The 26,057-nt window shown below is 39.0% G+C and carries 21 protein-coding genes; 8 read left to right on the top strand and 13 right to left on the bottom strand.

The annotated features are described in order from the left end of the window. Window positions 1–438 precede the first annotated feature (438 nt). A complete protein-coding gene (locus AAH582_RS07905) occupies window positions 439–3,126 on the top strand; it encodes a hypothetical protein (RefSeq protein ID WP_343321759.1) in 2,688 nt (895 codons plus the stop codon). Between the two features lie 11 nt (window positions 3,127–3,137). Here the strand turns inward: AAH582_RS07905 and AAH582_RS07900 are convergent, their stop codons facing one another. The 3 genes from AAH582_RS07900 to sppA form a co-directional block, all read right to left on the bottom strand. Continuing rightward, the gene (locus AAH582_RS07900) at window positions 3,138–4,007 is read right to left on the bottom strand and encodes an endonuclease/exonuclease/phosphatase family protein (RefSeq protein ID WP_343321758.1); all 870 of its coding nucleotides are present in this window, start codon (window positions 4,005–4,007) and stop codon (window positions 3,138–3,140) included. 163 nt (window positions 4,008–4,170) lie between these two features. Then, window positions 4,171–5,361 carry a phosphoglycerate kinase gene (locus tag AAH582_RS07895; RefSeq protein ID WP_343321757.1) on the bottom strand — a complete coding sequence of 397 codons (1,191 nt, stop codon included), beginning with the start codon at window positions 5,359–5,361 and terminating at the stop codon, window positions 4,171–4,173. Window positions 5,362–5,577: 216 nt separating this feature from the next. Further along, the gene (gene sppA, locus AAH582_RS07890; protein WP_343321756.1) at window positions 5,578–7,344 is read right to left on the bottom strand and encodes a signal peptide peptidase SppA; all 1,767 of its coding nucleotides are present in this window, start codon (window positions 7,342–7,344) and stop codon (window positions 5,578–5,580) included. A 239-nt stretch (window positions 7,345–7,583) separates the two neighbouring features. On the opposite strand from sppA, the gene folK reads away from it, so the two are divergent. Continuing rightward, window positions 7,584–8,087: a 2-amino-4-hydroxy-6-hydroxymethyldihydropteridine diphosphokinase gene (folK, locus tag AAH582_RS07885; RefSeq protein WP_046671902.1), complete on the top strand. Its 504-nt coding sequence runs from the start codon at window positions 7,584–7,586 to the stop codon at window positions 8,085–8,087. Next, window positions 8,068–8,412 carry an Hpt domain-containing protein gene (locus tag AAH582_RS07880; RefSeq protein ID WP_286754268.1) on the top strand — a complete coding sequence of 115 codons (345 nt, stop codon included), beginning with the start codon at window positions 8,068–8,070 and terminating at the stop codon, window positions 8,410–8,412. Before folK ends, AAH582_RS07880 begins: the two co-directional genes overlap by 20 nt. Here the strand turns inward: AAH582_RS07880 and pssA are convergent. Together pssA and rho are read right to left on the bottom strand one after the other, a co-directional pair. Further along, entirely contained in the window at window positions 8,409–9,095 is a 687-nt protein-coding gene (gene pssA, locus AAH582_RS07875) for a CDP-diacylglycerol--serine O-phosphatidyltransferase (RefSeq protein WP_046671901.1), read from the bottom strand. The genes AAH582_RS07880 and pssA overlap by 4 nt on opposite strands. 74 nt (window positions 9,096–9,169) lie before the next feature. Then, window positions 9,170–10,669: a transcription termination factor Rho gene (rho, locus tag AAH582_RS07870; protein ID WP_343321755.1), complete on the bottom strand. Its 1,500-nt coding sequence runs from the start codon at window positions 10,667–10,669 to the stop codon at window positions 9,170–9,172. Between the two features lie 302 nt (window positions 10,670–10,971). Here rho and AAH582_RS07865 point away from each other — a divergent pair, with 302 nt between their 5' ends. The 3 genes from AAH582_RS07865 to AAH582_RS07855 all read left to right on the top strand — a co-directional run bounded on the left by AAH582_RS07865 (window position 10,972) and on the right by AAH582_RS07855 (window position 15,040). Beyond that, window positions 10,972–12,699: an MFS transporter gene (locus tag AAH582_RS07865; protein ID WP_286884105.1), complete on the top strand. Its 1,728-nt coding sequence runs from the start codon at window positions 10,972–10,974 to the stop codon at window positions 12,697–12,699. Between the two features lie 241 nt (window positions 12,700–12,940). Further along, complete coding sequence (locus AAH582_RS07860) at window positions 12,941–13,804, top strand: N-acetylglucosamine kinase (protein ID WP_046671899.1); 864 nt, start codon at window positions 12,941–12,943, stop codon at window positions 13,802–13,804. A 417-nt stretch (window positions 13,805–14,221) separates the two neighbouring features. Next, window positions 14,222–15,040 carry a UDP-2,3-diacylglucosamine diphosphatase gene (locus tag AAH582_RS07855; RefSeq protein WP_046671898.1) on the top strand — a complete coding sequence of 273 codons (819 nt, stop codon included), beginning with the start codon at window positions 14,222–14,224 and terminating at the stop codon, window positions 15,038–15,040. A gap of 95 nt (window positions 15,041–15,135) precedes the next feature. On the opposite strand, the gene AAH582_RS07850 is transcribed toward AAH582_RS07855, so the two are convergent. Then, window positions 15,136–15,819: a metal-dependent hydrolase gene (locus tag AAH582_RS07850; RefSeq protein WP_343321754.1), complete on the bottom strand. Its 684-nt coding sequence runs from the start codon at window positions 15,817–15,819 to the stop codon at window positions 15,136–15,138. A 10-nt stretch (window positions 15,820–15,829) separates the two neighbouring features. Next, complete coding sequence (locus AAH582_RS07845) at window positions 15,830–16,144, bottom strand: YbaB/EbfC family nucleoid-associated protein (RefSeq protein WP_046671896.1); 315 nt, start codon at window positions 16,142–16,144, stop codon at window positions 15,830–15,832. A gap of 186 nt (window positions 16,145–16,330) precedes the next feature. Here AAH582_RS07845 and AAH582_RS07840 point away from each other — a divergent pair, with 186 nt between their 5' ends. Then, window positions 16,331–16,957 (top strand): hypothetical protein, encoded by a 627-nt coding sequence (locus tag AAH582_RS07840; RefSeq protein WP_343321753.1) that lies wholly within the window; start codon window positions 16,331–16,333, stop codon window positions 16,955–16,957. Window positions 16,958–17,027: 70 nt separating this feature from the next. Here AAH582_RS07840 and AAH582_RS07835 read toward each other — a convergent pair whose 3' ends face one another. Then, window positions 17,028–18,095 carry a hypothetical protein gene (locus AAH582_RS07835; RefSeq protein ID WP_343321752.1) on the bottom strand — a complete coding sequence of 356 codons (1,068 nt, stop codon included), beginning with the start codon at window positions 18,093–18,095 and terminating at the stop codon, window positions 17,028–17,030. Window positions 18,096–18,328: 233 nt separating this feature from the next. Here AAH582_RS07835 and AAH582_RS07830 point away from each other — a divergent pair, with 233 nt between their 5' ends. Further along, window positions 18,329–18,910, top strand: coding sequence for a thymidine kinase (locus AAH582_RS07830; RefSeq protein ID WP_046671893.1), 582 nt, complete (start codon window positions 18,329–18,331; stop codon window positions 18,908–18,910). A gap of 253 nt (window positions 18,911–19,163) precedes the next feature. Here the strand turns inward: AAH582_RS07830 and AAH582_RS07825 are convergent, their stop codons facing one another. The 5 genes from AAH582_RS07825 to ccoG all read right to left on the bottom strand — a co-directional run bounded on the left by AAH582_RS07825 (window position 19,164) and on the right by ccoG (window position 26,052). Beyond that, complete coding sequence (locus tag AAH582_RS07825) at window positions 19,164–21,887, bottom strand: carboxypeptidase regulatory-like domain-containing protein (protein ID WP_343321751.1); 2,724 nt, start codon at window positions 21,885–21,887, stop codon at window positions 19,164–19,166. Window positions 21,888–22,014: 127 nt separating this feature from the next. After that, window positions 22,015–23,478, bottom strand: a complete 1,464-nt coding sequence (cls, locus tag AAH582_RS07820) for a cardiolipin synthase (protein WP_046671891.1) — start codon at window positions 23,476–23,478, stop codon at window positions 22,015–22,017. A 57-nt stretch (window positions 23,479–23,535) separates the two neighbouring features. Continuing rightward, window positions 23,536–24,252: a sulfite exporter TauE/SafE family protein gene (locus AAH582_RS07815; protein WP_343321750.1), complete on the bottom strand. Its 717-nt coding sequence runs from the start codon at window positions 24,250–24,252 to the stop codon at window positions 23,536–23,538. Next, window positions 24,230–24,652 carry a FixH family protein gene (locus tag AAH582_RS07810; protein ID WP_046671889.1) on the bottom strand — a complete coding sequence of 141 codons (423 nt, stop codon included), beginning with the start codon at window positions 24,650–24,652 and terminating at the stop codon, window positions 24,230–24,232. The genes AAH582_RS07815 and AAH582_RS07810 overlap by 23 nt, the downstream gene beginning before the upstream one ends. 11 nt (window positions 24,653–24,663) lie before the next feature. Further along, the gene (gene ccoG / locus AAH582_RS07805; RefSeq protein ID WP_343321749.1) at window positions 24,664–26,052 is read right to left on the bottom strand and encodes a cytochrome c oxidase accessory protein CcoG; all 1,389 of its coding nucleotides are present in this window, start codon (window positions 26,050–26,052) and stop codon (window positions 24,664–24,666) included. Window positions 26,053–26,057: the final 5 nt, after the last annotated feature.

The following is a 26,057-nucleotide window of genomic DNA, read 5'->3' as shown; positions in this document are numbered from 1 at the left end:
AAAAAGCAAACAAATTTTCTGAGCACAGCCTTCGAATCGCCAATTATTTAAGTATATTCGTCGTATACTTTAACCTGTTTAGTGCAGAGCTTTTTTTTCAGCTCAGCTCAATGGGACTGGTTTTTCTTCAAGAAAAAATAACAAAAAAAGCTGAAATACAAAAAACATAAAACCCTATTATTCAACAACTAGTAAACTTTAAAAAGAACTTAAAATTCATATAAACAACAATAATAAAACTAAAAAAAATAGCAAACCTCCGATACATAGAAATTAATGAAACATAAAAACTTAATTATCAGCATATTATCATTATTGTCATTAATAATATATTCACACAAAAGTTCTGCTCAATTTTTTGAAGACAGCCAAGCCCCCTTAAGTCAAAAATGGTATAAAATTGAAACGAAGAATTTTCAATTAATTTTCCCCGCAGAGATGAAGGGCAAGGCCCCTACCCTAGCCGACCAGGTTAACCGATCGCTGCGTACAACTGCTAGAAATTACAAAATAACACCGCGAAAAATTCCATTCATTATCCATAACACAAATTTGCAAACGAACGGTTTTGTACAGTTGTCTCCACGTAAATCTGAACTATACAGCACCGCAGGAGCAGAACCTGATAACCAAACCTGGCTCCCCAATTTGATCCTTCACGAGTCCAGACATGTAAGCCAATTTGACAAATTGACAGGAAAATTGCGCGCGCCATTTTTTGAACAGTTAGCCCTTGCCTACTATGGGCTGACCGTTCCTTCCTGGTACTTCGAAGGCGATGCAACCCTAACTGAAACCATATATTCGGAGGGCGGAAGAGGAAGATTGCCTGCTTTTGAAATGCCTGTTAAAGCAAACTTTCAATCTAATCGCCACTACAGTTTCAATAAATATTTACTGGGATCCTATAAAGACATTGTTCCAAGTTACTATACAATCGGCTATCTGATGACCTCCACTTTAAAGTCAGAATTACCCGCGAATTATGAGGCCGACCTCTTTGTGGAGCTGAACAAAAAACCATTATATCCCTATAATATCAATCGTGTTTTAAAGGAAAAAATAGGTGGAAATAGCGCCTATTTATACAACAAAACAATAGCAAATTTAGAAGCTATATGGAATAAAAAAACAAGCGACTATCAATACCAGAAATACACAGAAATAGACAAGAAAAACGACAGCTATTACAACAGCAATTTACTACCAAAACATAAGAACGGTCTGATCTATTTCATTAAGCAGAACCCACAAAAAACCAATGCAATTTATACGTATGATGTCGCAACAAAAATAGAAAATAGGCTCGTTAAAACTGGCATACAGTTAACGCCACATTTTGACGTAAACAGCAGTTATATCGTATGGGATGAGCTCCATAAAGATCCGCGTTTCAACAAAAGAACATACAGCGTTATCAATATCATGGATCTCAAAACAGGGAAAATTAACCAGCTCAGCAAACAGACGAGATATTATTCACCTATTTTAAGCCCATTAGACGAAACCATTGCCTGCGTCGAGGTAGATTTATCCAATGACAGCTATCTAACGCTCATAAGCCTTAAAAACAACAGCATCATCAAACGGATAAAAATAGGCCATTCCGAACAGCTCCAACACCCTGCTTTCAACCCCCAAGGCGATAAAATAATAGCTATACGATTATCCGAATCTGGAACCGCACTGTGTGAAATAGACCTGAACAAGGATAAAATCACCAATCTAACACCTTGGGGCAACCAGCAATATGAAAGACCGCAATACCTTTCAGGTATGAAAATCATCACAAAAGCTAACTTCAACGGTATCGATAATATTTACAGCATCGACCTCTTAACTGGAAAAAAACAGCTTTTGACAAAGGCACAATTTGGCGCGTTCAACCCTTTTTACGATAACGATACAAGGCAATTATTCTTCAACGACTACCAGTACAACGGCTACAAGATCGCCCAGACATCTATCGATACCGCATTTGATATTGCTCCAGAAACGGATTACTTTTCGCATTATTACGCCACCGCATTGACCAGAGACAGCGTAAAAAATATCGCTGCAGTCTCCGTAGATACTAGTCAGCACTACCAAATTGCTCCCTATCGTGGACTGGGCAGAACGTTCAATTTTCATAGTCTTTCGCTAAGTAGCAGCAATTTTGAAAGCTTCGACAATTTTAAACCCGGAGTCTTCTGGTTATCAAACAACATCTTAAACACCACACAAATTGCTCTGGGGTATGAATATGACACCGACATTCGAAAAGGAGTATACTCGGCAGAACTTACCTACAACAAGTACTTTCCAAAATTCTCGCTACGCTATGAAAACAGAGGGCAAATTGCAGCAGCAAGCATTCCTAACAAACCTGACAGTAGCATCCGTTTCGACTGGCGCGAGCATTATATATCTTCACAGATCTCCATCCCACTCTCCTTTTACAAAAGAGACTACGTCTACTCCACTGGATTCAACCTGGCAACAGCCTATCTACGGCGCTATGACCTTAGCAGAACAGACGTCAAGAACTTTAATTACGAGACTGCATTTCCATTGACCTATCAGCTTTACCTCAATCGAAATGCTCGAATGGCCAATATGGACCTCTACCCAAGATGGGGACAAAATTTTAGTGTCACCTACCGACATACGCCCTTTGAAAACAATGCAAAAGGTGAAATTTTATCAGCAAGAACAGTATTCTATCTACCTGGATTTATGAGCAATCACGGTTTTCAAATTAGATTGAGCGCCCAAACAGGATCAGGAATCTATCAATACATCAACGATATCCCTCTTGTGAGTGGATTTAGCTACTACAAATATGAAAAAATAAAAAACACGGTGTTGGTCAACTATCGTTTTCCCATAGCTTATCCCGACCTTGGATTAGGATCTTTAGCCTATATAAAACGTGTAAAAGGAGGAATATTTGCCGATTATCAAAATATACACAAACACAGGGAGATTTCACCAAAAAGCTTTGGAGCCTATCTCTCGCTTGATTTCAATGCCTTTAGATACCCACTTCCGGATTTCGAATTTGTTGTTAAGGGTACCTATATCAATGACAACACCACAACACAACGTGTAGTTCCAACATTCAGTTTAAACTATACCTATTAAGGATGAACTGTTTAAGGACGAATCGCCCAGTTGAAATTCAGTGCCAAGGCATAATGATCCGATAAGGGCAACCCTTTGACATTGGTGAATAGATTATTTTCTATTTTATAATCCCGGGCAGCAAGACTGAGGTGACTGCTGCTTCGATAAAGAATCTTATCGATAGATTCGCTCTGATTGCCGATAGACAACATATGCGGGGGCTTAAACTCATGTCGCACCTCCGGCACTAAGCCTCCATTTTCGAGCTCAACCCAGCTATCAACCAATGCTGTGGAATCCATAAAATCATGCAGGTTATCATCACAAAAACTATAATGTGCATTAAAATCCCCCATTACAATAAGTGGCTTACCGCCCGAATGCTCTCCGATATAATCACGTAGCTGATTGAGATTATCCCGACGTGCACTTGATGCCTTCCTGCTATTTTGTGCATTCGCATGAACGTTATAGACATCCAACCAGACTTCAGGAACGATTTCTATCTGAACGAGGGTAAATCCCTTCGGTGTTAGAAAATCTGCTCCTGTACGTTTCTTCCAAGGAACACGTACAACATCAGTCATTGGAAAATGAGACAGGGTATTGAGACCATCACCAAAGGGAACACGCCCCTTGGTTTTCGTGCGATATGGATGTAAATTTCCACCCCAATATAAACTTCTATTATAATTGAAATCCTCCTGTACATTAACAATATCAAAAGGATTGATCTTCTTTCCAATTTCAGCAATACTTCGACTTCTTCCTGTAATCGCAGAGGAAATAATCCCGGGCAACCCCGCTACATTATACGTCAGTACCGAAAAAAAACCAAAACTATCTTTTTCTTTACTCTTATTAGCATCCATCAATATCTGCATATATAACCATGTCATGATAAATTTAGCAAATACAATAAAAACTCACCAGTGCTACACAAACATTTAACAGATAATTGATTTAATCTGACATTACATCCATAGTTTCGTACAAAACACCGATCTTTTTTAAATAAAAAGGGACAACCTATGTTGTCCCTTTCTAAAGATTTGCTTTATATTAATCTTCAAGTGCCTTCACCCCTGGAAGAACTTTTCCTTCCATGTATTCCAAAAGCGCACCACCACCTGTACTGACGTAACTTACATCTTCAGTCATACCAAATTTACTTACCGCAGCAGCTGAATCGCCACCCCCTATCAAAGAGAATGCACCATTCTTCGTTGCTTCCACAACAGCATCAGCTACAGCTTTGGTACCCTTCGCAAAGGTATCAAATTCAAAAACACCCATTGGACCATTCCAAAGAACTGTTTTAGAATTTTTGATGATCGCAGCGAAATTTGCTGCAGACTCCTGACCAATATCCAGCCCCTGCAAATTTGCGGGAATTTGATCATTTGGTCCATCATATACATTGGCATCGTTAGAAAATGCATCTGCAATCTGAGCATCCATAGGAATAACCAGGTTTACACCTTTTTCCTTTGCTTTTTTTACCAGCTCATTCGCTAAATCAAGTTTATCGATTTCAACCAACGACTGGCCAATCTCACCGCCTCTAGCTTTGATGAACGTATAAGCCATACCTCCACCAATCAAAAGGTTGTCAACTTTATCCAATAAAGCCTCAATTAACTGAATTTTATCAGAAACTTTTGCTCCACCCATGATAGCCGTAAATGGTCTAACCGGATTGTTTAATACTTTTTCTGCATTTCCGACTTCTGCAGCCATCAAGTAACCGCTATATTTAGCTCCTGGAAAAAATTGCGCAACAATTGCTGTCGAAGCATGAGCTCTGTGGGCTGTACCGAAAGCATCGTTCACATAGATATCACCTAATTTTGACAATTTCTCAGCAAATTCAACATCTCCCTTTTCTTCTTCTTTATAGAAGCGTAGGTTTTCTAGCAATAAAACCTGACCAGCCTGTAAAGCTGCCGCTTTTTCTACGGCCTCTGTGCCAATACAATCATTGGCAAACTGAACATCAGTGCCTAAAACCTGTGAAAGATGAGCAACAATATGTTTTAATGAATACTTATCAGTAGGACCATCTTTTGGCCTTCCTAAATGGGACATCAATATCACGCTTCCACCATCGTTCAAGATCTTCTTTATTGTTGGAGCCGCTCCCTGGATACGATTATCATCCGTAATATTGAAATTTTCATCCAAAGGCACGTTGAAATCCACACGTACCAAGGCTTTTTTACCTGCAAAATTTAAATCGTCTACTGTTTTCATTCTGTAACTTTATTGATTTGGGATTAGGTCGTTTTGTCAAACGAACAGCTAAATATAAAAAAAAGCATTTGCTTTCATTAGAAATAATTATTTATTCATGGCAATCCGTACATTGGATCGAACTTCTCCGCACGCAACGTAAGAATTACCCGCATCGTTATAAATTATAATCACCTACAACCATACCGCGATTGAACTTCCTTTACGAATCAATTACTAGTGAATCTCAACGCTATAAGGCATTCTCGCCTGCACCCCCATCTGTGCTGTAGCTTTTCTCACGACATCAAAATAACGATAATATTCGCCCATTTGCTCTTTCGCAACCCAAACTTGGACTTTTTCTTTCGAATTATTCAATATTGACGTAAAAGGATCTTCTTTCTCCGGATACTGGGACACTTTATAGTTACTCAATTTGGCCTTTTTAGCGGCAGCCTGAATAGCGGCATCCAAATTTCCGAGACGGTCAACCAATTTATTATTCACACCTTGCGCACCGGTCCAAACTCTTCCCTGCCCAATACTATCTACATCAGCAATGGATAATTTACGGCCGTCTGCAACAACTTTAGTAAATGTACCATATACTTTATCCACTTCCCGCTGGATGATATCCCTTTCTTCTGCTGTCAACGGCCGATCGAAAGAAGTCATCAAATCAGCAAACTTACCCGTCTTTACACCATCATAATGCACTCCAATTTTATTGTTCATCAGATTTTGGAAATTAGGAATCACACCAAATACACCAATAGATCCTGTAATTGTAGTTGGTTCAGCAAATATCGAATCTGCTGCCGCCGAGATATAATACCCACCTGATGCAGCTAAATCTCCCATCGACACGATTACGGGTTTCACTTTCTTGGTCAAAATAACCTCCCGCCAAATAATATCGGACGCTAAAGCAGATCCACCTGGTGAATTCACACGCAAAACAACAGCTTTAACAGCATCATCTTCTCTTAATTTTCGTAGTTCGCGGGAGAATTTATCACCACCGATTTGACCAGGTCCTGTTCCCTCACCATCGACAATTTCTCCAGCAGCATAGAGAACCGCGACTTCAGATCCGCTCGCATCATCTTTTAACTTTTTATTATAATCCAACAGGGAAACAAACGATATCTCATCCTTTTCCGAAATTTTCAAACGTTTTCTCAAATCCGATAAAAGTTCGTCTTTATACAACTTGGCATCTGCAAGCTTATATTTTACCGCGTCGTCCGCATCCCGGACACGATAGTCATTCGCAATAGCCCGTAATGAATCGGCAGCAATATTTCTGCTCGCTGCTATTTCATTAATAAAGGTACTGTATATACTTCCCAAATATGATGTTACCTGCAAGCGATTGGGATCACTCATTTTATTTAAAAAGAAAGGCTCAACAGCACTTTTAAATGTACCTACCTTCACAATTTGCATCTCCACCCCAACCTTGTCCAAAAGGTCTTTATAGAACATCGTAGAACTTGCCAAACCTTTAAAATCAATCGTCCCTTGCGGATTAACGTACACCTTATCGGCGGTGCTCGCTACATAATAGGCCTTTTGGTCATACCCCGCATTATAAGCAACAACAAATTTCCCGGTTTTCTTAAAAGCCGAAAGTTCGTCTCTCACTTCCTTTAAACTTGCAAAGCCAACTCCGATATGACTAGCATCTAAATAGATCCCTTTAATATTCCCATCCGTCGCCGCATACTTGATCCTCGCCAAAATATCGTCTAGACCAATATTTTTAGTGGAATAACCTGGAAGATTGAGACTACCCAAAGGATTCGCTTCGCTTCTCTCTGAAATATCATAATCAAAGGATAGGTATAAAACCGAGTTGCTTTTAACAACAATCTCCTGATCCGAGGATGCCGAGCTGATGATGGCCCCAATAATCCCCATCAAAACAATAAACAACACAACAAAAGAGATCACAATCCCCGTAATTGTTGCCAGTACGTACTTAAAAAATGATTTCATATTTTGTAATTAAATCCGATCCATAATCGATCTTCCTGTGAAAAGACTTATTTTCACTAAAGGTAATGCAATATTTTTTATTCACCCAGTCTTTTATTTCATCTACCCCACATTTTATTCGCGAAATTAAGGCTCATAGCCTGAAAGAAATTTACATATCCATAGACCATTAATACACTAAATCCAAAAAATAGCCGAAATTCAAACAACTAAGTTTCACAAAATCTTAATTTAGCATCATGAATCAGATTTATATACTATTGGGCACTAACCTTGGGGATCGTTTTCAACAGCTTGATCTAGCGAGAAAACAACTTGAAACACATGTTGGAGCAATTATTGAAGCTTCTTCGATCTATGAAACAGCAGCCTGGGGAGTTGAAGACCAACCGCCCTTTTTAAATCAGGTCGTTTTAGTGGCATCCCGGTTACAGCCCTTAGCATGCTTAAACCTGACACAACACATCGAACAGGAATTAGGACGTGTCCGTATAAAAAAATGGGGTGAAAGAGTCATTGACATTGATATACTCTACTTTAACCAGGAAATTATCGATCTGCCTTCGTTGCAGATTCCACACCCTTTTATTGCTGATCGCAGGTTTACACTGGAGCCTTTAGTGGAAATAGCACCAGCCTATATCCATCCCGTTTACAAAAAAAATAACGTATATTTATTGAATAAATGCAAAGACGACTTACCTGTAAAGAAAATTAGCGACGATGAACCATATCGATATTGAACTGATCAACCAAAACATGTTTGACAACCAAGACTTAATCAAACAATTTGTATCCATGTATCTTATTCAAACACCTGTCGATTTCGACAAGCTCCGCGAAGCAGTGGCTGAGGGAGATCTTCAAAAGATTGGCGATGCTGCACATCATATCAAGCCGACCATGGACTATATCGGTGCCTTTCATCTAAAAGAAAAATTTGAGGAATTAGAGACCAATTCAAAGAACGAAGCATCTCTTGACAGTCTTCGGGCCACTTTTGGTGTTATCGATATTGAAATGAAAGAGCTTCTATTTGAATTGGAACAATATGAAAAAACGATCTAAACCAGATCGTTTTTTTTATTAAAATGCAATGCTGATAATAGGAAATATAAAATTAAAATAATCGGTAAAGCCATAAATTGACCAGCAATAAACAAGATCAGCGTCAAGATCAAAAATATAAAGCGAAATTTATTCGTTTTCCAATCCATTGAACTAAATTTCATCGAAAACAACCTGATTTCACTGATCAAAAGATAACTGGTTAAAAGAACACTACAGATTAATACAATCGGATTTAAAACCAATTGCGGGTATTTGTCTGCGATATAAGGTAGGGAAAGCACATAAAATGTATTCATTGGCGTATTCAAACCAATGAAATCCGAAGTTTGGCGCTCATCCAGGTTGAACTTTGCTAAACGTAAAGCCGAGAAAACAGTAATGATAAACCCTAAATAAGGCAACAGAGAACCATCAGGAAATACCTTTGTCAACAAGGTAAACATGATTGTCCCAGGTAAAAAACCAAAACTGACCATATCAGCCAACGAATCCAGCTCCTTTCCTATTGGCGATTTAACATGAAGTAGTCTCGCTACCATTCCGTCAAAAAAATCGAATATCCCGGAAGCAAATACGCAAATAGTGACAACTTGAATATTACCTTGCAATGCCATCAATACAGCGATACAGCCACTAAATAAATTTAGACAGGTCAGCAGATTTGGGATATGTTTTTTCATGTACAGAATCTATTTTATAAAAAAAGCCATCATTTGATTAAAAATGATGGCTAAAATATCAAAATTTGATGGGATTACCCATTCATACTGATCAAAAATTCTTCATTTGATTTAGTTCCACGCAATTGACCTTGTAAAAATTCCATGGCCTCTGTAGAATTCATATCCGATAAGTGGTTGCGAAGTACCCAAATACGTTGTAATGTTTCTTTGTCAGTCAATAGATCATCACGACGTGTACTCGATGCAGTGATATCGATCGCAGGGAAAATTCGTTTGTTTGCCAACTTACGATCCAACTGTAATTCCATATTACCTGTACCTTTGAATTCCTCAAAGATAACTTCGTCCATTTTAGAACCTGTATCTGTCAATGCTGTTGCTAAGATCGTCAATGAGCCACCATTTTCAATATTCCGGGCAGCACCAAAGAAACGTTTTGGCTTGTGTAAAGCATTCGCATCCACACCACCTGACAAAATTTTACCTGACGCAGGCGCCACGGTGTTATAGGCACGTGCCAATCTTGTAATCGAGTCTAACAAGATAACGACATCATGTCCACATTCTACCATACGTTTAGCTTTCTCAAGCACGATGTTTGCAATTTTAACGTGACGGTCAGCCGGCTCATCAAATGTCGAAGAAACAACTTCTGCGCGTACACTTCTCGCCATATCAGTAACCTCCTCAGGACGCTCATCGATTAATAAGATAATCAAATAAACTTCTGGGTGATTTTTTGCAATAGCATTTGCAACCTCTTTCAACAAGTTTGTTTTACCCGTTTTCGGTTGAGCAACGATTAATCCACGTTGACCTTTACCGATCGGCGTAAATAAATCCATGATACGTGTAGAGTAATTTCCAACACCCATATCTAAATTTAAACGCTCATCAGGGAATAATGGTGTCAAATAATCAAATGGCACACGATCGCGTACTTCAGCCGGATTTTGTCCATTGATAGCCTCAACCCGTACCAAAGGGAAGTATTTTTCACCTTCTTTAGGCGGACGGATACAACCACGTACCGTATCTCCCGTTTTCAAACCAAATAATTTGATCTGAGATTGTGATACATAAATATCATCAGGAGAAGTCAGATAGTTATAATCTGATGAACGTAAGAAGCCATAACCATCAGGCATGATCTCCAATACACCCTCATTAACGATCACATTATCGAAATCTGTACTTGAAGAAGTGTTTTCTGCTTTAGGAGTTTGTGTTGCTTTTTCAGGTTGGGGGCCTTTATCTGCTGCTGGTGCATCTTCGGTTGCAACCGGGGTTTCGTCATGCTCAGAAACTTCACGTTTTCTTACCGTGACAGATTCCGCAGTTTTTACGGTCCGCACACGTTTACGTGTACGCTCAGCATGTTCCTGATTATCTTCCTCTACTTTAGCTGCTTTTTCAGCTGGCGCTGGTGCTGCTTCCTCTTCCCCACCAGTATTGCTAATTCTTTCGATTAATTCTTGTTTACGCAATTTATCAGCATCTGCGATACCGATCAACTTAGCAATCTCGCGCAATTCCGATACGAGTTTAGCGTTTAATTCGTTAATATCCATTAATGTGTTGTGTATGATTTTTGGATTTTTTTTTGAGCTTTTTTCTGAATTCTGATTACACACTTAAACAAGTTTCCATGATTAAGTGAGATGAAGAACTTAATGATTTCTTTTAAACCCGAAGTGGATTAAATATTGAGAACCTAGACAAAGAAAAAAACAAATTTTGTTATTTCAAAATATTTCAAAAAAAATATTTACTATTGTAGCTAGTAAAACGATTTAACAACATTTTTAGATTGAATTTTATATTTTTTTTCATAAGTTCGTACCTTTCAAAATTAAGTTTTTAGATCCCTTATATGGAACAGCAACAAACTAAAACCAATTACCCCGCACTCTACACATTGATTATTGTGTTTTTCTTTTGGGGGTTCATTGCGGCAGGGAACAGTGTTTTTATACCGTTCTGCAAAAATTACTTTCATTTAGACCAGTTTCAATCCCAGTTAATAGACTTTGCTTTTTATACAGCCTATTATATTGGTGCATTGTTACTATTTATATTCAGTTCAATCGGAGGAAAGGACCTGGTTGGAAAATGGGGATATAAAAAGAGTATAGTTTACGGTTTACTTTTCTCGGCCTTGGGTGCCGCAGCCATGATTGTTGCTGTCGAAGTAAACTTATATGTTGGTATGCTATTGGGACTATTCGTTGTCGCCCTTGGTTTTTCATTACAACAGACTGCAGCAAATCCATTTGCGGTTTTATTGGGCGATCCAAAAACGGGTGCTTCCCGTGTGAACCTAGGCGGTGGTATCAACTCATTTGGTACAACAATAGGCCCTCTTGTTATCGGGTTTTCCTTATTCGGAACTTTTGAGCCTATTTCTGACTCCGAGATCGCCAACCTTCCGCTAAACAAGGTTGTTTATCTTTATATAGGTGTTGGTCTATTATTCCTATTAGCTGCAGCATTATTTAATTTCAGTAAAAAAGTTCCTGCTGGAATTAGTGATGAGCCAATGGAAAAAGCGAATAAAGCTTTACGTACGTTGATCATTATGACCGTCCTCCTTTTTGGTATGTTCACGCCAGTGTTTTTAAGCTATAAGAGCGATTTGGCCTTGCAGGTAGAACAGTTGCACAAACAGGTTTCGAGTTTAACAGATCAGGTTCAGATCGACCAACTCAAACTGCACATTAAAGAAGTTGCCAAACCACTCGAAATGCAACGCATGTTATGGTTGGCAGGAGCATTGGTCGTTGTGATCGGTGGTTTATTGTTCTCCAATAAGAGCGCGCAAAAAAATCCAGAAGGTTGGGGTGCGATGAAATATCCACAATTGGCTTTGGGTATGCTCGCGCTTTTTATCTATGTCGGTATCGAAGTCGCTATCGGTAGTAACCTCGGCGAATTATTAACATTGAAGGAATTTGGTCATTTGCAATCATCTCAAATTACACCTTATGTATCCATGTATTGGGGGAGTATGATGATCGGTCGTTGGGCTGGTGCTATTACAGCATTTAACTTGAGTAAATCAACTAAAAATGGATTATTGATTATCGTTCCTCTGATTGCATTCTCCATTATCATCGGCGTCAATACGCTTGCAGGATTTGAGATGTCACATTTGTATTATTACGTCGTATGTATTATTCTTCAAATTGTAGCATTCTACCTAAGTAAAGAAAAACCTGCTCGCACATTGATTATTTTTGGATTATTTGGAATTATTGCGATGTTAATTGGCCTATTCTCATCGGGCACTATTGCAATCTATGCTTTCTTGTCAGGTGGTCTTGCGTGTTCAATTATGTGGTCCTCAATTTTCAGTTTGTCCATTGTAGGTTTAGGAAAATATACCGCTCAAGGTTCTGCATTTCTTGTAATGATGATTCTTGGTGGTGGTGTTCTTCCTCCAATTCAAGGAAAATTAGCGGATATTATCGGTATACATAACTCGTATATTTTACCATTAATCGGATTCTGTTATGTCGTTTTCTTTGCGATATTTGTTAAGGGAATATTAACAAAACAAGGAATCAATATAGATGAAATAGAAGCTGAAGGAGGCCATTAACACCCCTCACTAATTGTAAATAGTACACTATTTAAACAATTTTATTACACAGCTCAAAAACTGGCTTAACAACACCGTTAAGCCAGTTTTTTTATATAGTCACCAAAGTACAAAAATTTATTTTTTGAAAAATAAGCGGATAAATTATGATATTTAAAATTAAAAAATGTATTTTCGGGGAATTGATTAATGAATTGATTACTCATTTTATAACGATAAACACAATTAAAACTACTCAATAATGATAATCATTGCTGACGGGGGATCAACAAAAACAAACTGGTGTTTGTTAGACGATTCGAATAAAAAAATCTACTTCAACACGGAAGGGTACAACCCTTATTTTGTTGATAGTGAATACATTGTAAACTCCCTAAAAAAAGGACTACCGCAAGATTTACCTTTTGAAAAAATCTCAGAGGTAAACTATTATGGTGCAGGTGTTCATAACAAGGAAAAAGCACAAATTGTTGTTGATGCTTTAAAACAAGTATTTACTACAGCTGAAGTTGAAGTAGGACACGATCTTCTTGCAGCAGCAAGAGCATTATTAGGAACTCAAGCCGGATTTGCTGCGATCTTAGGAACAGGAACAAATTCTTGTCTATACGATGGTAAAGAAATCACATTAAACATCGACTCAGGTGCTTACATTTTAGGTGATGAAGGTTCTGGTAGTTATATCGGTAAAAAATTACTGGCAGATTATGTTCGCAATTTGATGCCTAAAGATGTTAAAGAAGTATTCTATAACACGTATAAAATGACAAAAGACGAAATTATGGACGCGGTTTATACCAAACCTATGCCAAATCGTTTTTGTGCGAGCTTTAGCAAATTTGTCTATGACAACAATGTAAATATCGAATATACACGCAATATCGTTGATGAAGCTTTTGAAGCGTTTTTCAGAAACCTTGTCAGCAAATACCCTAATTATCAGAGCTATACTTTCAACTGTATCGGTTCGGTTGGTTACAATTTCAGAAATGTATTAGCTGAAAAAGCTGAGCAATATGGAATGAAAGTAGGCAAGATCTTGCGCTCCCCTATCGACGATTTAGTACAATTCCACATCGATAGAGCAGCAGCAACTGCCAAATAAAAAAAGAAAATTAATCTTTAACATAAGGAAAGGTATTCAATAAAATTGGATACCTTTTTTATTGCTCTTACCCCAGTCCTCCAACCTCCCATTATTCTCCGTACCGAAAATTTCCTACTAATATTAATTTCCAATTAACTAACTCATACCGTTTTACAAGACATTTTAATGATTTAATAACAGGAATTTCATCGGTACAAAATAAAAGTATCTTTTTTTTGTAATAGAAGTTAACAGATGGATTAAATGAAATATTGCGGCCTAGAATAACTTCAAAAACGGTAAAAAAGGTCGTTTATGATCGATTCATTTCAGACAATCCGGCAAAGGTAAACTATAGTCCTCAACAGAGGTATAGAAAAAAAATCTACAAAGGACATCTTGGTAGACATAAATGAATAAACAAATTTATTGCGAATGAAAAGAAGCCTTGATATACTTGTAATCTCAGATTTACACCTAGGTACTTACGGTAGTAGAGCTAAAGAGCTTTTACTTTACCTAGAGTCCGTATCTCCCAAAATACTGATACTCAATGGAGACATCGTAGACATTTGGCAATTTAAAAAAAGCTATTTTCCGCAAGAACATCTCAAAGTCATCAAAAAAATCATTGACATGAGCTCTTCGGGGACAGAAGTACATTACATCACGGGCAACCACGATGAAATGTTGCGCAAGTTTACCGATCTAAAATTAGGTAATATCAAGCTGAGCAATAAACTCCTTCTTTCACTCAATAATCAAAAAGTGTGGATCTTTCATGGAGACGTTTTCGACGCGTCCATTCATCATTCTAAATGGTTGGCCAAACTCGGTGGATGGGGCTACGACAAACTTATCCAGCTCAATAATATCATTAATTATTGCCTAGATAAAATGGGTAAGGAGAAATATTCTCTTTCTAAAAAGATCAAAAACTCCGTTAAAAAGGCCGTCAAGTATATATCAGATTTTGAACATACAGCGACTGAACTAGCGATTGAAAAAAATTACGATTTCGTTATCTGTGGACACATCCACCAGCCTCAAATCAAAGAAGTCATTACCCGAAAAGGAACCTGCACGTATATGAACTCAGGAGATTGGATTGAAAACCTCAGTAGTTTAGAATATAAAAATGGGGAATGGAAGCTGTTCTATTTTGAAGAAAACAAAGAACAAATCCTGAAGAATAAAATCATCGATATCCCTCTTTTCAGCCTAGAAGATCTTAAAAAGATTGTCATCTCATAAAGATTGTCATGTCTTAATGAACACAACACAGATCTGTATATAATCAGGAAAACGATAAAATAAAAAGCCGAGCAAGCTCGGCTTTGTTTTAGTGTTTATAGTTCAAATGTCGCACCGATTTTCGGCAATGACAATGAAATATCCTCATTTTGGAATTTATCCAAAGCTTGTTGTTTATCGATCGTTATTGGCGGAAATGAATCGTAATGGATACCAACTACCCGAGCACAATTCACAAACTCAGCCGCTTTAATTGCATCATCCACATCCATTGTATAGTGCCCACCTATAGGTAAAAATGCCCAATCCAGGTTCATGTCTGCCAGCAATTTCATTTCCATAGTCAGTGCGGTATCGCCGGCAAAATAAATTTTTTTGCCTTTTACATGGAAGACAAATCCCACAGGAAACCCGCCGTATTGACCGTCAGGTGTGCTATTGGTATGTGCAGCATACACCATCTTGACCGAACCAAAAGGCAGTTGAACTGTTCCGCCCAAGTTGAATTCGATCACCTTTTCGTCAGGTACTCCCTGTCTTCTCACCCAGCCTGCGGTTTCAACAATCGCTAATACAGTGGCATCGCTGTTTTTTTGAATCGTCGCCATATCGGCCACATGGTCTTGATGTCCATGACTTAAAAAGATATAATCCGGTTTAATTGTATTTACATCGATTTCTTTTGCAAGTGGATTATAGGTAACAAATGGATCTAAAAGAACCTTCGTTCCGTCAAAATCAAACTCTACACAAGACTGTCCGTAATAAGTTGCTTTCATGATAATATCGCTATTGATTAAATAATCCGCCTAGTCCGCCTAGTCCACCCAACATATCTTTACTTGCCGCCTGCATTTCAGCCTGGCTGATATTCTCAGCTTGCGCAATTGCCTTATTCAGAGCAACCACAAGCAACTCCTCCAATTCTTCCTTATCTGCGTTTGATAAAAATACAGGATCGATGGTAACCTCTTTTATCTCTTTGTTTGCTGTCGCTACCACACGGATTAAACCACCTTCCACTTCACCAGACACAGAAATTGAATCCAATCTTTTCTTGATTTCCTCCGCCTTTTGCTGGGCTTGAAATAATTTGTCAAACATATTTATATCATTTATTTCAGGCCAATTTACAAAAATCTGTGTATACCTCCTATTGCTAATTTACTTTCGCCAATGCTTCCCTTTTTTTTCTGAAAGTGTCTGATCTTATTGGTCAGAAAGAACCTTCAGTTCGCTTTCATTGCTCTTGGTGTCTGCGAAGTCAGGAAGGTTTTGTATTTTTGCAACATGCAAAGCAATCAAGAAAAACTAGTCGCCCATATTTTGGACCAGTTGGACCTAAATCCGGCAGCTATTCCAGCTGAAACCTACGACACATTAATTTCAGATCGCCCTCAACTTGTCGACATCGACGATATGATCTCCTATATCAAACGTATCGGGACTGATCTCGATGCCATTGATAAAACAGTTGAACTGGTTGAAAAAATTGAAGACGAAACAAGTATTCTCATCCATAAGCTTAAGTTTATTTCGGCTACTGACAGGCCAAAGGTATTGGTACTGGACCAAATACAGCCACTTGAAATAAACCGTTCTGCCTATCTGCAGGAAGCCATAAAAATAGCCGGTGGTATTCCAGTTACAACAGAAAATGAAGCCGATAAAATCATTGTCATCGGCCAGGGGGAACAGACATTTATCCAAATCCCGCAATTGTTGAATTCGGCAGCTATCGCATCATCCAAAGCTATCGAGCTTGACCAGGTCTTCATCATGACCAATGAACAATTTGCACAGATTCCCGGATATAATTATTTGAGCGAACTTGAATCCTTAGCCGAAATTCTTCAGCCAAAGTATTTTGTGTATGGTCATGAAGGAAACGATTGGCTACAATTTCAACTAAGCTAAAAAAACAAAAATATAGGTATAAAAAAACAGCTCCAGTAGAACGGGAGCTGTTTTTTTATACTTTAGAATTTTAGTTGTATCTTCTGCGCAGGACGTTGTATAATTTTTCAACGGTATGCGGTTTATCTGCCCATTTATTTTTAATCGCATAATTTGTCTGCAAAAATGCATCCGCTTCCGCATAGCTTGTAAACCTATTCAATAATTCGACAGCCTCACTATACGCTAAACTATACCCATTAAACAAATCCTTAATAAATAAGAGTTTATCATTTAAGCTTATCCCGGCTTTGATATCCGTGAGCTTATCGCTATGTGCAGATTGGTTTACCTGATAAACACGGTTCTGCACGCCGGCTTGCTTCTGTTGAGAGATAATTTCATTTAAGGTCAATGGTCTCGCGGGAGCTTCCTCAATGACCGTATTGATGTCTTCCTGAATAAACACTTCTTGCGGCTGCTCAATAACGACTTCTTTTGGTTCTTCGATGACTTCTGTAACGAAGACAGTAGGTTCTTCAACTTGCGCTGTAACTTCCTTTTCTGCCTGATAAGCTAATTCCTCCACTGGAGCAGCTTCAAAAACCGGTGGCGTTGCAACAACTGGCGGAGCGACAGGTTCAGCAATTGCAGGGCTAGGCTCTCCCGATTGTATCGGTTCACTTTCAGAAACAAATGAGGTTTCTGGCTCTTCCAATTTTACAGGTTCACGTTCAGAAACAAGTGGGACTTCGTTTTCCTCCACACTGGTTTCTTCATTTGCTACAATGGCTTCTTCATTTCCACGGTTGAAATCTTCAACTGGTTGAGCTTCTTGAATCTCGCTTTCAGTCGGTTCAGCAACAACTTGCTGCGCTGAAGTTCTAAGGGTGGAAGGCGGTGTAAAATAGTCGTTGAAAGCAATCTTCTTACTGTCTAAGGCAGCAGTACTTAACGTATGCTGCGATTGAGTTCCCTGAAGAACGGCCTTGGTCTTAAGTAAAGTTATGTAGGCAGCCACAGCCTGTGCCTTCGCTTCCAGTGTTACTAATTCGTTAATTTCGGACAAGCTTCTCTGTTCCGACAAGGTCAGATACTGTCCATTTAAATCCTGTAATAAATCGCCTATCGTATTAAAAATTTCCTCTTTAGTACCCATAATTCTATTTGAAATCACCAATTAATTATTTATAACACTTACACCTGCAACCGATCAAAAAGTGGAAAACCCAATCCTTTGATTTAGAAATATTTGGATTTACGTCCAATTTTTGCTACCCAAATTTAATATTTAATTCTGATATTAGCGGTGTCAAAAACAGAATATAATGGGAGGTCATTTTACAAAAATCACCTTATTTGCGGACCTTCCGACAAAATTAAATTAATCAAATGCTTTTTTCCGAACATAATTTGGCTTTGCGCCCCGCACAATATGGTAGCATTGAAATTGTCTGTGGATCGATGTTCTCGGGCAAGACTGAAGAATTGATTCGCAGGCTAAAACGAGCACAATATGCACGTTTGAATGTCGAAATCTTTAAACCAGCGGTTGACAAGCGATATGATGAAAAGTTGGTCGTTTCTCACGATAGCAATAGCATCCCATCAACTCCCGTTGATCATTCTTCAGCGATCCTACTCTTAAGTTCATCGACCCAAGTTGTCGGAATCGATGAAGCACAATTTTTTGATGACGGTTTGACAGAAGTATGTGTCAAATTGGCAAATAGTGGTATCCGGGTGATCGTTGCCGGTCTCGATATGGATTTTCAAGGGCAACCATTTGGTCCAATTCCCAATTTAATGGCAGTAGCCGAACACGTCACGAAGGTGCATGCGGTTTGCATGCAATGTGGCGCTCCAGCGAATTATTCCTACCGCCTGACCAAGGATACGGAAACCGTGCTTTTGGGTGAAAAAGAAGCCTATGAACCACGGTGTAGACCCTGTTATTTCGGCTTGAATAAGTAAATGATCCAAAAAGTTAACTAAAATCTGCCAAAAGGACCATAAACGCTATTTGGCATAGGATTTGAAATATACTTTATAAATAAGAAGATTAACGCTTTTAATAGCGACAAAATACTTTTCATAATTTAGGTTTATAATTGGTTAGTTAGCACCTCCTTGCCCATCAAGGAGGTGTTTTTTTTAACAAAAAAAGAACGCTGTTTTCAGTCAAAGGAAACAGCGTTCTTTTTTCATGAACTCCTATAGGTAAGGTTTAAGGCTGAACACCATAGTTTATGACCTTCCGGCCAATGTTACCTGTTTGATCCATTCCCTCGACGATGACCTTGTAATTTCCGTTTCCATCGGCATTATAAAATTGAATGGCAGCTTCCCCCGTCTCTGTGATTGAGACTTTCGGATTCCAGTAAATGGTCGTTCTCAAATCGTTTACAGTCTTTCTTTCCGGCGTATCGTATTTTGGAACATAGAATTTGCGTTCTTTAATATAACCTAGAGGATACATATCGATCACATTTGATTTTGGCAACATGCTCTCAATTTCACTCAATGACATTCGCGGTTTCTTCGCTTCCACTTTTTTCGTATAAATGGACACAACACCATTATTTTGATACATTCTGGAGACTGTTCCCAATTCATCACGTAAGAAGATTTCGATTCCTTCGATATCAGCGACATTGATGCTGTTCAATCCAGGCTCATCGATAGCCATACCGTTCAGAAAGAACTGAACAGGCGTACGTCCCCCAGCATTATAATCGCGGGAAACATAATATTTCAATGTCTGCGGATCATAGGTAATGCCAGTCAATACCGTTTGAAGACACATGGTCAACACGTTACAACCGGTCAAACGCTCGGGCTCAATACGGTGTTCCGGCATGGATAAGCCCGAAATAGATGGAAAATCTTTATTGGTGATTGCTTTCTTCACTACGCCTGTCACCTCGACCTCATCCAGAAGGATCGATTTTCGATACTCTTTTCGGCTATTTGCCAAATAAGGAGCAAAAGCCTGGTCTATATTCGGGACAAAATAACTCTTATAGCCATTATTCTTATCGATCTCCGGGTAAAAGCTCTGATCCATATTAATAACCAGGCTCCGGTAATTGTCGTTAGAGCGGGCATTAACCGTTACTTTAGACGAGTCCGGGAACACAAGATCCTTAAAGGTGAATCGTCCATTCTGATCCGTATAAACGTCTTTCTTAATATTACGCGAAGGAACCGATAAAAGTAAGCCTCCATTTGGATAAGGGCGTCCAGTATTCATCCGAAGTATACCGGACAATTCAATTCCTTGCTCGGGAAGAAAACTGATCTGTGGCAACTTCTCCGATATAAGTGTCGGGTAGTCAAATCGACGGTATCCCTGTGTCATTAATAGTGCATCCAGCGCTTTATCCCGATTGGGATTCTTTTCATCGAAATATGAATTTGGGTTTTCGACATTTCCTTTCAGGTCCGAAGTCAACAGAAAGTTGCTCACAATAGAGAGATCTGCCTGATCATTGTAAGGAACTTTGGATTCGTCTATTACAGCGACTGAATAGCTTCCCGGGAACTTCTGCCCATTGTTGTCCACAGCAAGTTTAAGATTGACCAAGTCTTTAGCCTTATAGCTTTGCTTATCGCTGGTAACTTGAATATTTAAAAGCTTTTCACTTTGAACAAATGCCAAGCGTTCGCTGATAGGTTTTCCGTCCGGACTCAATAAGGTTACCTGAACAATACCATTTGGCAAACGCTCTTTCGGAATATTGACCAATGCTGACGAAGATTTTAAATTCACCTGTGCGCCAAAACAGAGATGGCCATTCGACTGAACCAAAACATAATAAGATTGCCCCTGGTTCTTTGAAAAATTCTCCTCGCTAGTGACCACGGCAAACTCTGCATTCGTGGCATCCTGTTTTACAAAAACAACATTTGCCTTGTCACTGACAACAGCCGGCAATTTGTATTTGCGCTCCTGTCCATTCTCAAACTTCACAACAGCTTGATAATTTTCTCCTGCGAGCGGCAGAAGAGAAAAATAGCCCATTCCAGTTCCAAAGTCTGCAAACTCTGCTACCGACTTGCCCTTTGAATCCAAAATACTACCTTTTACCTTAAGCCCCTTACCATCGGATCCAACGGCTTTAAATGCAACTTTTTTGGCCAATCCAGCGATAATATCACCCCCTTCAGGAAAGAATTGTACATCTGCATCCCACAAGGCATTTTTGAGCAAGAAGGAACTGGACAAAGGTTTTTCATTTTTATTTTCCTGAATGCTAATCTTCAGTTGTCCTTTCTCCAGATTTGCCTTTTCTTTTGCAGACAGGTTTATGGTTACTTTCCCCAGCCCATCGGTCTCAGCTTTGCCCTTGTCGAAGGTTTCCCATCCCGACACAAACTCCCAATTGATTTTTGAATTGATCATCGGTTTTCCCGTACGATCGCGGAACTGTATGACAGCTTGGGTTTTATTACCACCAATGTTATTTTGAAATTCAATGTTCGTAATCAATTTCTTATTGATTACATCCCCGATGGGCACCACTTTGTTAAAAAAGTAAGCATTATCAAAGTTGGCCATCCATTTTGTGTAGGCCCTAAAGCGATAATTGTCCTGAGACATAAATTGAGGATCAAGTACAATCTGCCCATTTCCTACCCCTTTATCCAATGGAATTTTTAGTGTCTGAATCAGGGAATCGCGACTGTTCAGCACTTCCACATAAGCTATTTTACTCGGCTCATATTCGGCCAAATTGCGGGATAAATAGGTTGAAAACCAAAGAGTATCCCCTACCGCATAATAAGGCTTGTCGAAATGTAAATGTACCTTTTCAACTGGGTAAACCTGAAAATATTTCTGAACTCGTTCTACGATTGTATTAATAGGCAATGTAGGTGTAGTCTGGGCATAAGTGGTCCCTATTCCTAACAGTCCTATCGATAAAGTCAATAGTTTTATGTGCTTCATTGAAAGTCTTAGAATAAAAAATGAATAGCTAAATATATTCAATTTTGAGCAAAGACCAACCGCATTGGGGTATTTTTAACATTTATTATACCTAATCATGGGACGATTTCCGACGCGCTAAAAGTAATTAGAGCAATGGAGCCAAAAGCCTACAGATAGAATCTACTCCTCTTTTCCAGCGGCTTCGCTGCATCCACTTTCGAATTGTAATCAGGTCTGAAACTTCGATATCAGCCAAAAATTGCGCATTAAGACGGTCGCAAAGCGCTTTATCCGATACAATTCCCGAGATTTCAAAGTTGATGTAAAAACTTCTGATATCCAAGTTTGTCGTACCGATATAGGCCAGCTTCCCATCAATGCAGATGGTTTTGGCATGTAGAAATCCCTTTGTATAGAGGTATACATTAACTCCTCTTTCCAGTAGTGGTTTTATAAATGAGAAGGAGGCATGCTGTACAAAAAACGAATCAGACTGGGCCGGCAACATCAAGTCCACCCGGACACCGGAAGATACCGCGAGCATTAAAGCAGTCGTCAATTGATCGCTGGGAATAAAATAAGGTGTACACAACTGTATATATTCTTTTGCTTCGTTGATACCGGCAATAATTGCTTCCATATTGAAAGGTGCTGGCGACCCAGGATCACTGGCTGTAAATCCTACTCCACTCTCATCTTCATCGGTAAGTGGAAATCGGTTTAAATAACCGCGGCCCAATTCAAACGGTTCTGCATCTGTCTGGTTCCAGCTGTTCCAAAACTGGATTTGCAAGGTATTTACTGCTGCGCCGACAACCATCATCGCCGTATCCCGCCAGTAAATCTCATTTTTTCCGTTATTGATATATCGATCTGAAATATTGATTCCGCCGACAAAACCGATTTTCCCATCGATCACGGCTATCTTACGGTGATTTCGGTAGTTGCTATTCGCCAAGGAACTAAAGGTCACCGGAAGGAAAGCTTGAAACACAAAATCGGGTTTATGCCGCCGTAAATATTTAATCACATCCGGAGCACCAAAACTATCCAATATCAGGCGAACAGTTACGCCAGCTTTTGCTTTTTCTTCTAGAATATGTAAGATTTCCTGCCCTACATCATCCATTTCCCAGATATAGTATTCCATGTGAATGGAATGCTGCGCAGCCTTAAGACGATCTATAAGTACTGGAAACTTTTCTTCCCCATTGATAAACAGGGTGACATCGTTGTTGAGGGAAAAAGTAGAGATCTTTTGATTTTTAAGGTAGCGGTATACCATTGCCAAACTACCGATCCGCTCATTTAACGTATCGATATGTTCCTCCATAATTTCGGATTCCTTACGCCAGGCATCCATTAACTTTTTGGACTGCTCGCGATACACACGTTTCATCCTTTTGACCTTCTTAAACTTCTGACCAAAGAAATAGTAACTGAGCAAACCAACGCCAGGTAAGAAAACAATGACCATAATCCAGGCAATGGTCTTGGAAGGATTACGGTTTTCGATCAAAATCGTCCCGATTACACCAATATAAAGGATGAGTAAGGGAATCCAATAATAGGTTAATGCAATCTGTAAAATATGATGAAGTACCTCCATATTGTGTGCTAAGGGTTTTACCAAATATAATACTTAGCATCGACATATTGTTTGTCGTTAAACACAGTTTATTGCACCATCGACATGAATGAACGGACTTAAATAGGGAATATCTAAATTGGCACCCCGGAGTATAAACCATATCCCCAATAAGAAATAGAGAAAAGGAATCCATTTCGAAAATCCAATTTTGAAAGATCGGGAGAAATTTCCCAAAAAAGAAAACACAAACAAGAGCGGGATAGTGCCTAAGCCAAAAAACAACATAAAAAAGAAACTCTGCTGTGGGCTATCCGCATTTATGGACGACATAAGCGCCATGTAGACCATACCACAGGGCAACAATCCATTCAGTACACCGGCAACAAAGCTACCGCCCGGTTTATAGAGCCATTTCGACAATAACCGTACAATTGGCTGAACAGCCTTCGTCTGCCAGCTGGCAATTTTTCGATTATGTTTACCAATAAGCTGAAATAAAGCAATTCCAATCAGGATGATACCTGTAGCCCAGCTTAGACTACGCTGCCAGCCCTGGATCTGCGCAAATGTTCCGATCGTACCCAGTAAAAGTCCCAAACAACCATAAGTCAGTACCCTACCGGATTGATACAGTATTTTATTTAAGAAAACGTTCCAACCAAAACCTTGCCTTCCTTCAATGGCGAAAATTAATGGACCACACATGACCGCACAATGTATGCTTCCAAACAATCCCATGAAAAATGCAAAGTAGGTATAACTCATTTCCTTAAAATAAAATATGCTCTTCAAACAAAAAATCTTTACCTACACTCTTCCAGTCGATATACAAATTCCACATGCCTTTATCGAACGTGGAAATGGGCAGTGTATATAAATTGCCTGTTGTCTGAAATGGCAATTCTTTATCCAATCGATTGTCCGAAGGTTTTCGAAACAGCAATTTCCCTTTATTTTCTTTGGAGACAAAATGAATATACAAGGTATCTTGCCTGATTTCAATTGTCGGTGATTCTTTCATCATTAAGACATTTTGCTTTTTGTCGTAAGCTTGATCATAATTTAGTCCCTGCTCGTAATAATCGTCTTCTTCCAGACTATCTGAATCGTGACTCACCATGTATATTCCCGCTCCGACTATACACAACATAAATACCGCCAAGGTTAAAAAAATCTTTGTACCCCAATTCATTGTTTTTCATTTTAATTCATACCCGGAGGCGCTATAAAAGTGGTTTTTAAACTTTCCACTTTCTTATCGCCCGAATAGATAGCTAATTTTACATTACTTTTATAAGTCTCAACATCCTTATTTGCGATAATTAGAAAAAAACTTAGTGTTGCATGCCCATCTTTACTCAATTTTTGAATGGGGTTAACCACCTGAATCTTTAAGCGTGGGTCATCACAGACCAATTTAAAAGGCATTTCTTTACCCGACTTATTGATCAATTCCAAAGAATACAGGTTGCTTATTGTCTTATCATCACGAAGCTGGTAGGTACTTCCCTTTGCGCGGAGCAATCTACCGTCCACCTGAGAACGGTTGAACAACAGAAAACCAAAGACCGACATTAGTGCAACCAACACGATCGAATAAGCTATTGCTCTCGTATTGCTTTTTTTCTTCAGTGTTCCTTCAATCTCACCCATTGGATAAAAGCCTATCAACTTTTTAGGCTTTCCGATTTTGTCCATGACAGCATCACAGGCATCTATACAGGCTGTACAGCTTACACATTCCAATTGAAGGCCATTTCGAATATCAATTCCTGTGGGGCATACATGTACACAGAGCTTACAGTCCACACAATCCCCTTGCGTCGTCACTGCATCCTTTTGCTGTTTTCCTCTTGGCTCTCCACGTCTATGATCATAGGCGACAGTTATACTTTGGTCATCCAGGAGTACACCCTGCAATCTGCCGTAAGGGCAAATTGCAATACATACAATCTCCCTGACATACGCAAACACAGCATAAAAAACCAATGTAAATATGATTATCGATATCAGTCCACCGATATGTTGGTCCAAGGGATCAGTGATAATCTTCATCAGCGCATCAGCACCGATGATATAAGACAAAAAGATATTTGAAATGAAAAATGATATGATCAAGAATATACCATGTTTCAAAATTTTTTTCAATTGTTTTTGATCCGTATTTGGTCCCGCATCCAATTTCTTTTGTTGCTGCCAGTCACCTTCGATCCAATATTCAATTCGTCTAAATATTAATTCCAAAAAAATGGTCTGAGGGCAAGTCCATCCACACCATACCCGTCCAAAGACAACAGTAAACAAAACCACACATACCATCACGATTAACATACCGAATACGAATATGTAGAGATCTTGTGGATAGAAAAGATTTCCCAAGATGGAAAACTTTCGCTCAATAATGTTGAACATGAGAAACGGTTCACCGTTTATTTTGATAAAAGGAACGATAAACAAGAACAGCAGTAGTGAATACCCAACCCACTGTCTTTTTTTGTAAAGCTCTCCCTGCGGTTTTTTGGCATAAATCCATTGTCTTTTTTTTGACTTAGATCCACCGTTATTGGCATTATTCACGACTGCTGTACTCATTGCTA

It is taken from the genome of Sphingobacterium multivorum, from assembly GCF_039511225.1.
Lineage (GTDB): Bacteria > Bacteroidota > Bacteroidia > Sphingobacteriales > Sphingobacteriaceae > Sphingobacterium.
Note: the sequence above shows the minus strand (reverse complement) of the source record. Positions and strands in the feature narration are given on the sequence as shown.

Bases quoted from the DNA above. Each gene is read 5' to 3' on its own strand.
- AAH582_RS07905 (WP_343321759.1), top strand. From the start codon at position 439: ATGAAGGGCAAGGCCCCTACCCTAGCCGACCAGGTTAACCGATCGCTG.
- AAH582_RS07900 (WP_343321758.1), bottom strand. From the start codon at position 4,007: ATGACATGGTTATATATGCAGATATTGATGGATGCTAATAAGAGTAAA.
- AAH582_RS07895 (WP_343321757.1), bottom strand. From the start codon at position 5,361: ATGAAAACAGTAGACGATTTAAATTTTGCAGGTAAAAAAGCCTTGGTA.
- sppA (WP_343321756.1), bottom strand. From the start codon at position 7,344: ATGAAATCATTTTTTAAGTACGTACTGGCAACAATTACGGGGATTGTG.
- folK (WP_046671902.1), top strand. From the start codon at position 7,584: ATGAATCAGATTTATATACTATTGGGCACTAACCTTGGGGATCGTTTT.
- AAH582_RS07880 (WP_286754268.1), top strand. From the start codon at position 8,068: ATGAACCATATCGATATTGAACTGATCAACCAAAACATGTTTGACAAC.
- pssA (WP_046671901.1), bottom strand. From the start codon at position 9,095: ATGAAAAAACATATCCCAAATCTGCTGACCTGTCTAAATTTATTTAGT.
- rho (WP_343321755.1), bottom strand. From the start codon at position 10,669: ATGGATATTAACGAATTAAACGCTAAACTCGTATCGGAATTGCGCGAG.
- AAH582_RS07865 (WP_286884105.1), top strand. From the start codon at position 10,972: ATGGAACAGCAACAAACTAAAACCAATTACCCCGCACTCTACACATTG.
- AAH582_RS07860 (WP_046671899.1), top strand. From the start codon at position 12,941: ATGATAATCATTGCTGACGGGGGATCAACAAAAACAAACTGGTGTTTG.
- AAH582_RS07855 (WP_046671898.1), top strand. From the start codon at position 14,222: ATGAAAAGAAGCCTTGATATACTTGTAATCTCAGATTTACACCTAGGT.
- AAH582_RS07850 (WP_343321754.1), bottom strand. From the start codon at position 15,819: ATGAAAGCAACTTATTACGGACAGTCTTGTGTAGAGTTTGATTTTGAC.
- AAH582_RS07845 (WP_046671896.1), bottom strand. From the start codon at position 16,144: ATGTTTGACAAATTATTTCAAGCCCAGCAAAAGGCGGAGGAAATCAAG.
- AAH582_RS07840 (WP_343321753.1), top strand. From the start codon at position 16,331: ATGCAAAGCAATCAAGAAAAACTAGTCGCCCATATTTTGGACCAGTTG.
- AAH582_RS07835 (WP_343321752.1), bottom strand. From the start codon at position 18,095: ATGGGTACTAAAGAGGAAATTTTTAATACGATAGGCGATTTATTACAG.
- AAH582_RS07830 (WP_046671893.1), top strand. From the start codon at position 18,329: ATGCTTTTTTCCGAACATAATTTGGCTTTGCGCCCCGCACAATATGGT.
- AAH582_RS07825 (WP_343321751.1), bottom strand. From the start codon at position 21,887: ATGAAGCACATAAAACTATTGACTTTATCGATAGGACTGTTAGGAATA.
- cls (WP_046671891.1), bottom strand. From the start codon at position 23,478: ATGGAGGTACTTCATCATATTTTACAGATTGCATTAACCTATTATTGG.
- AAH582_RS07810 (WP_046671889.1), bottom strand. From the start codon at position 24,652: ATGAATTGGGGTACAAAGATTTTTTTAACCTTGGCGGTATTTATGTTG.
- ccoG (WP_343321749.1), bottom strand. From the start codon at position 26,052: ATGAGTACAGCAGTCGTGAATAATGCCAATAACGGTGGATCTAAGTCA.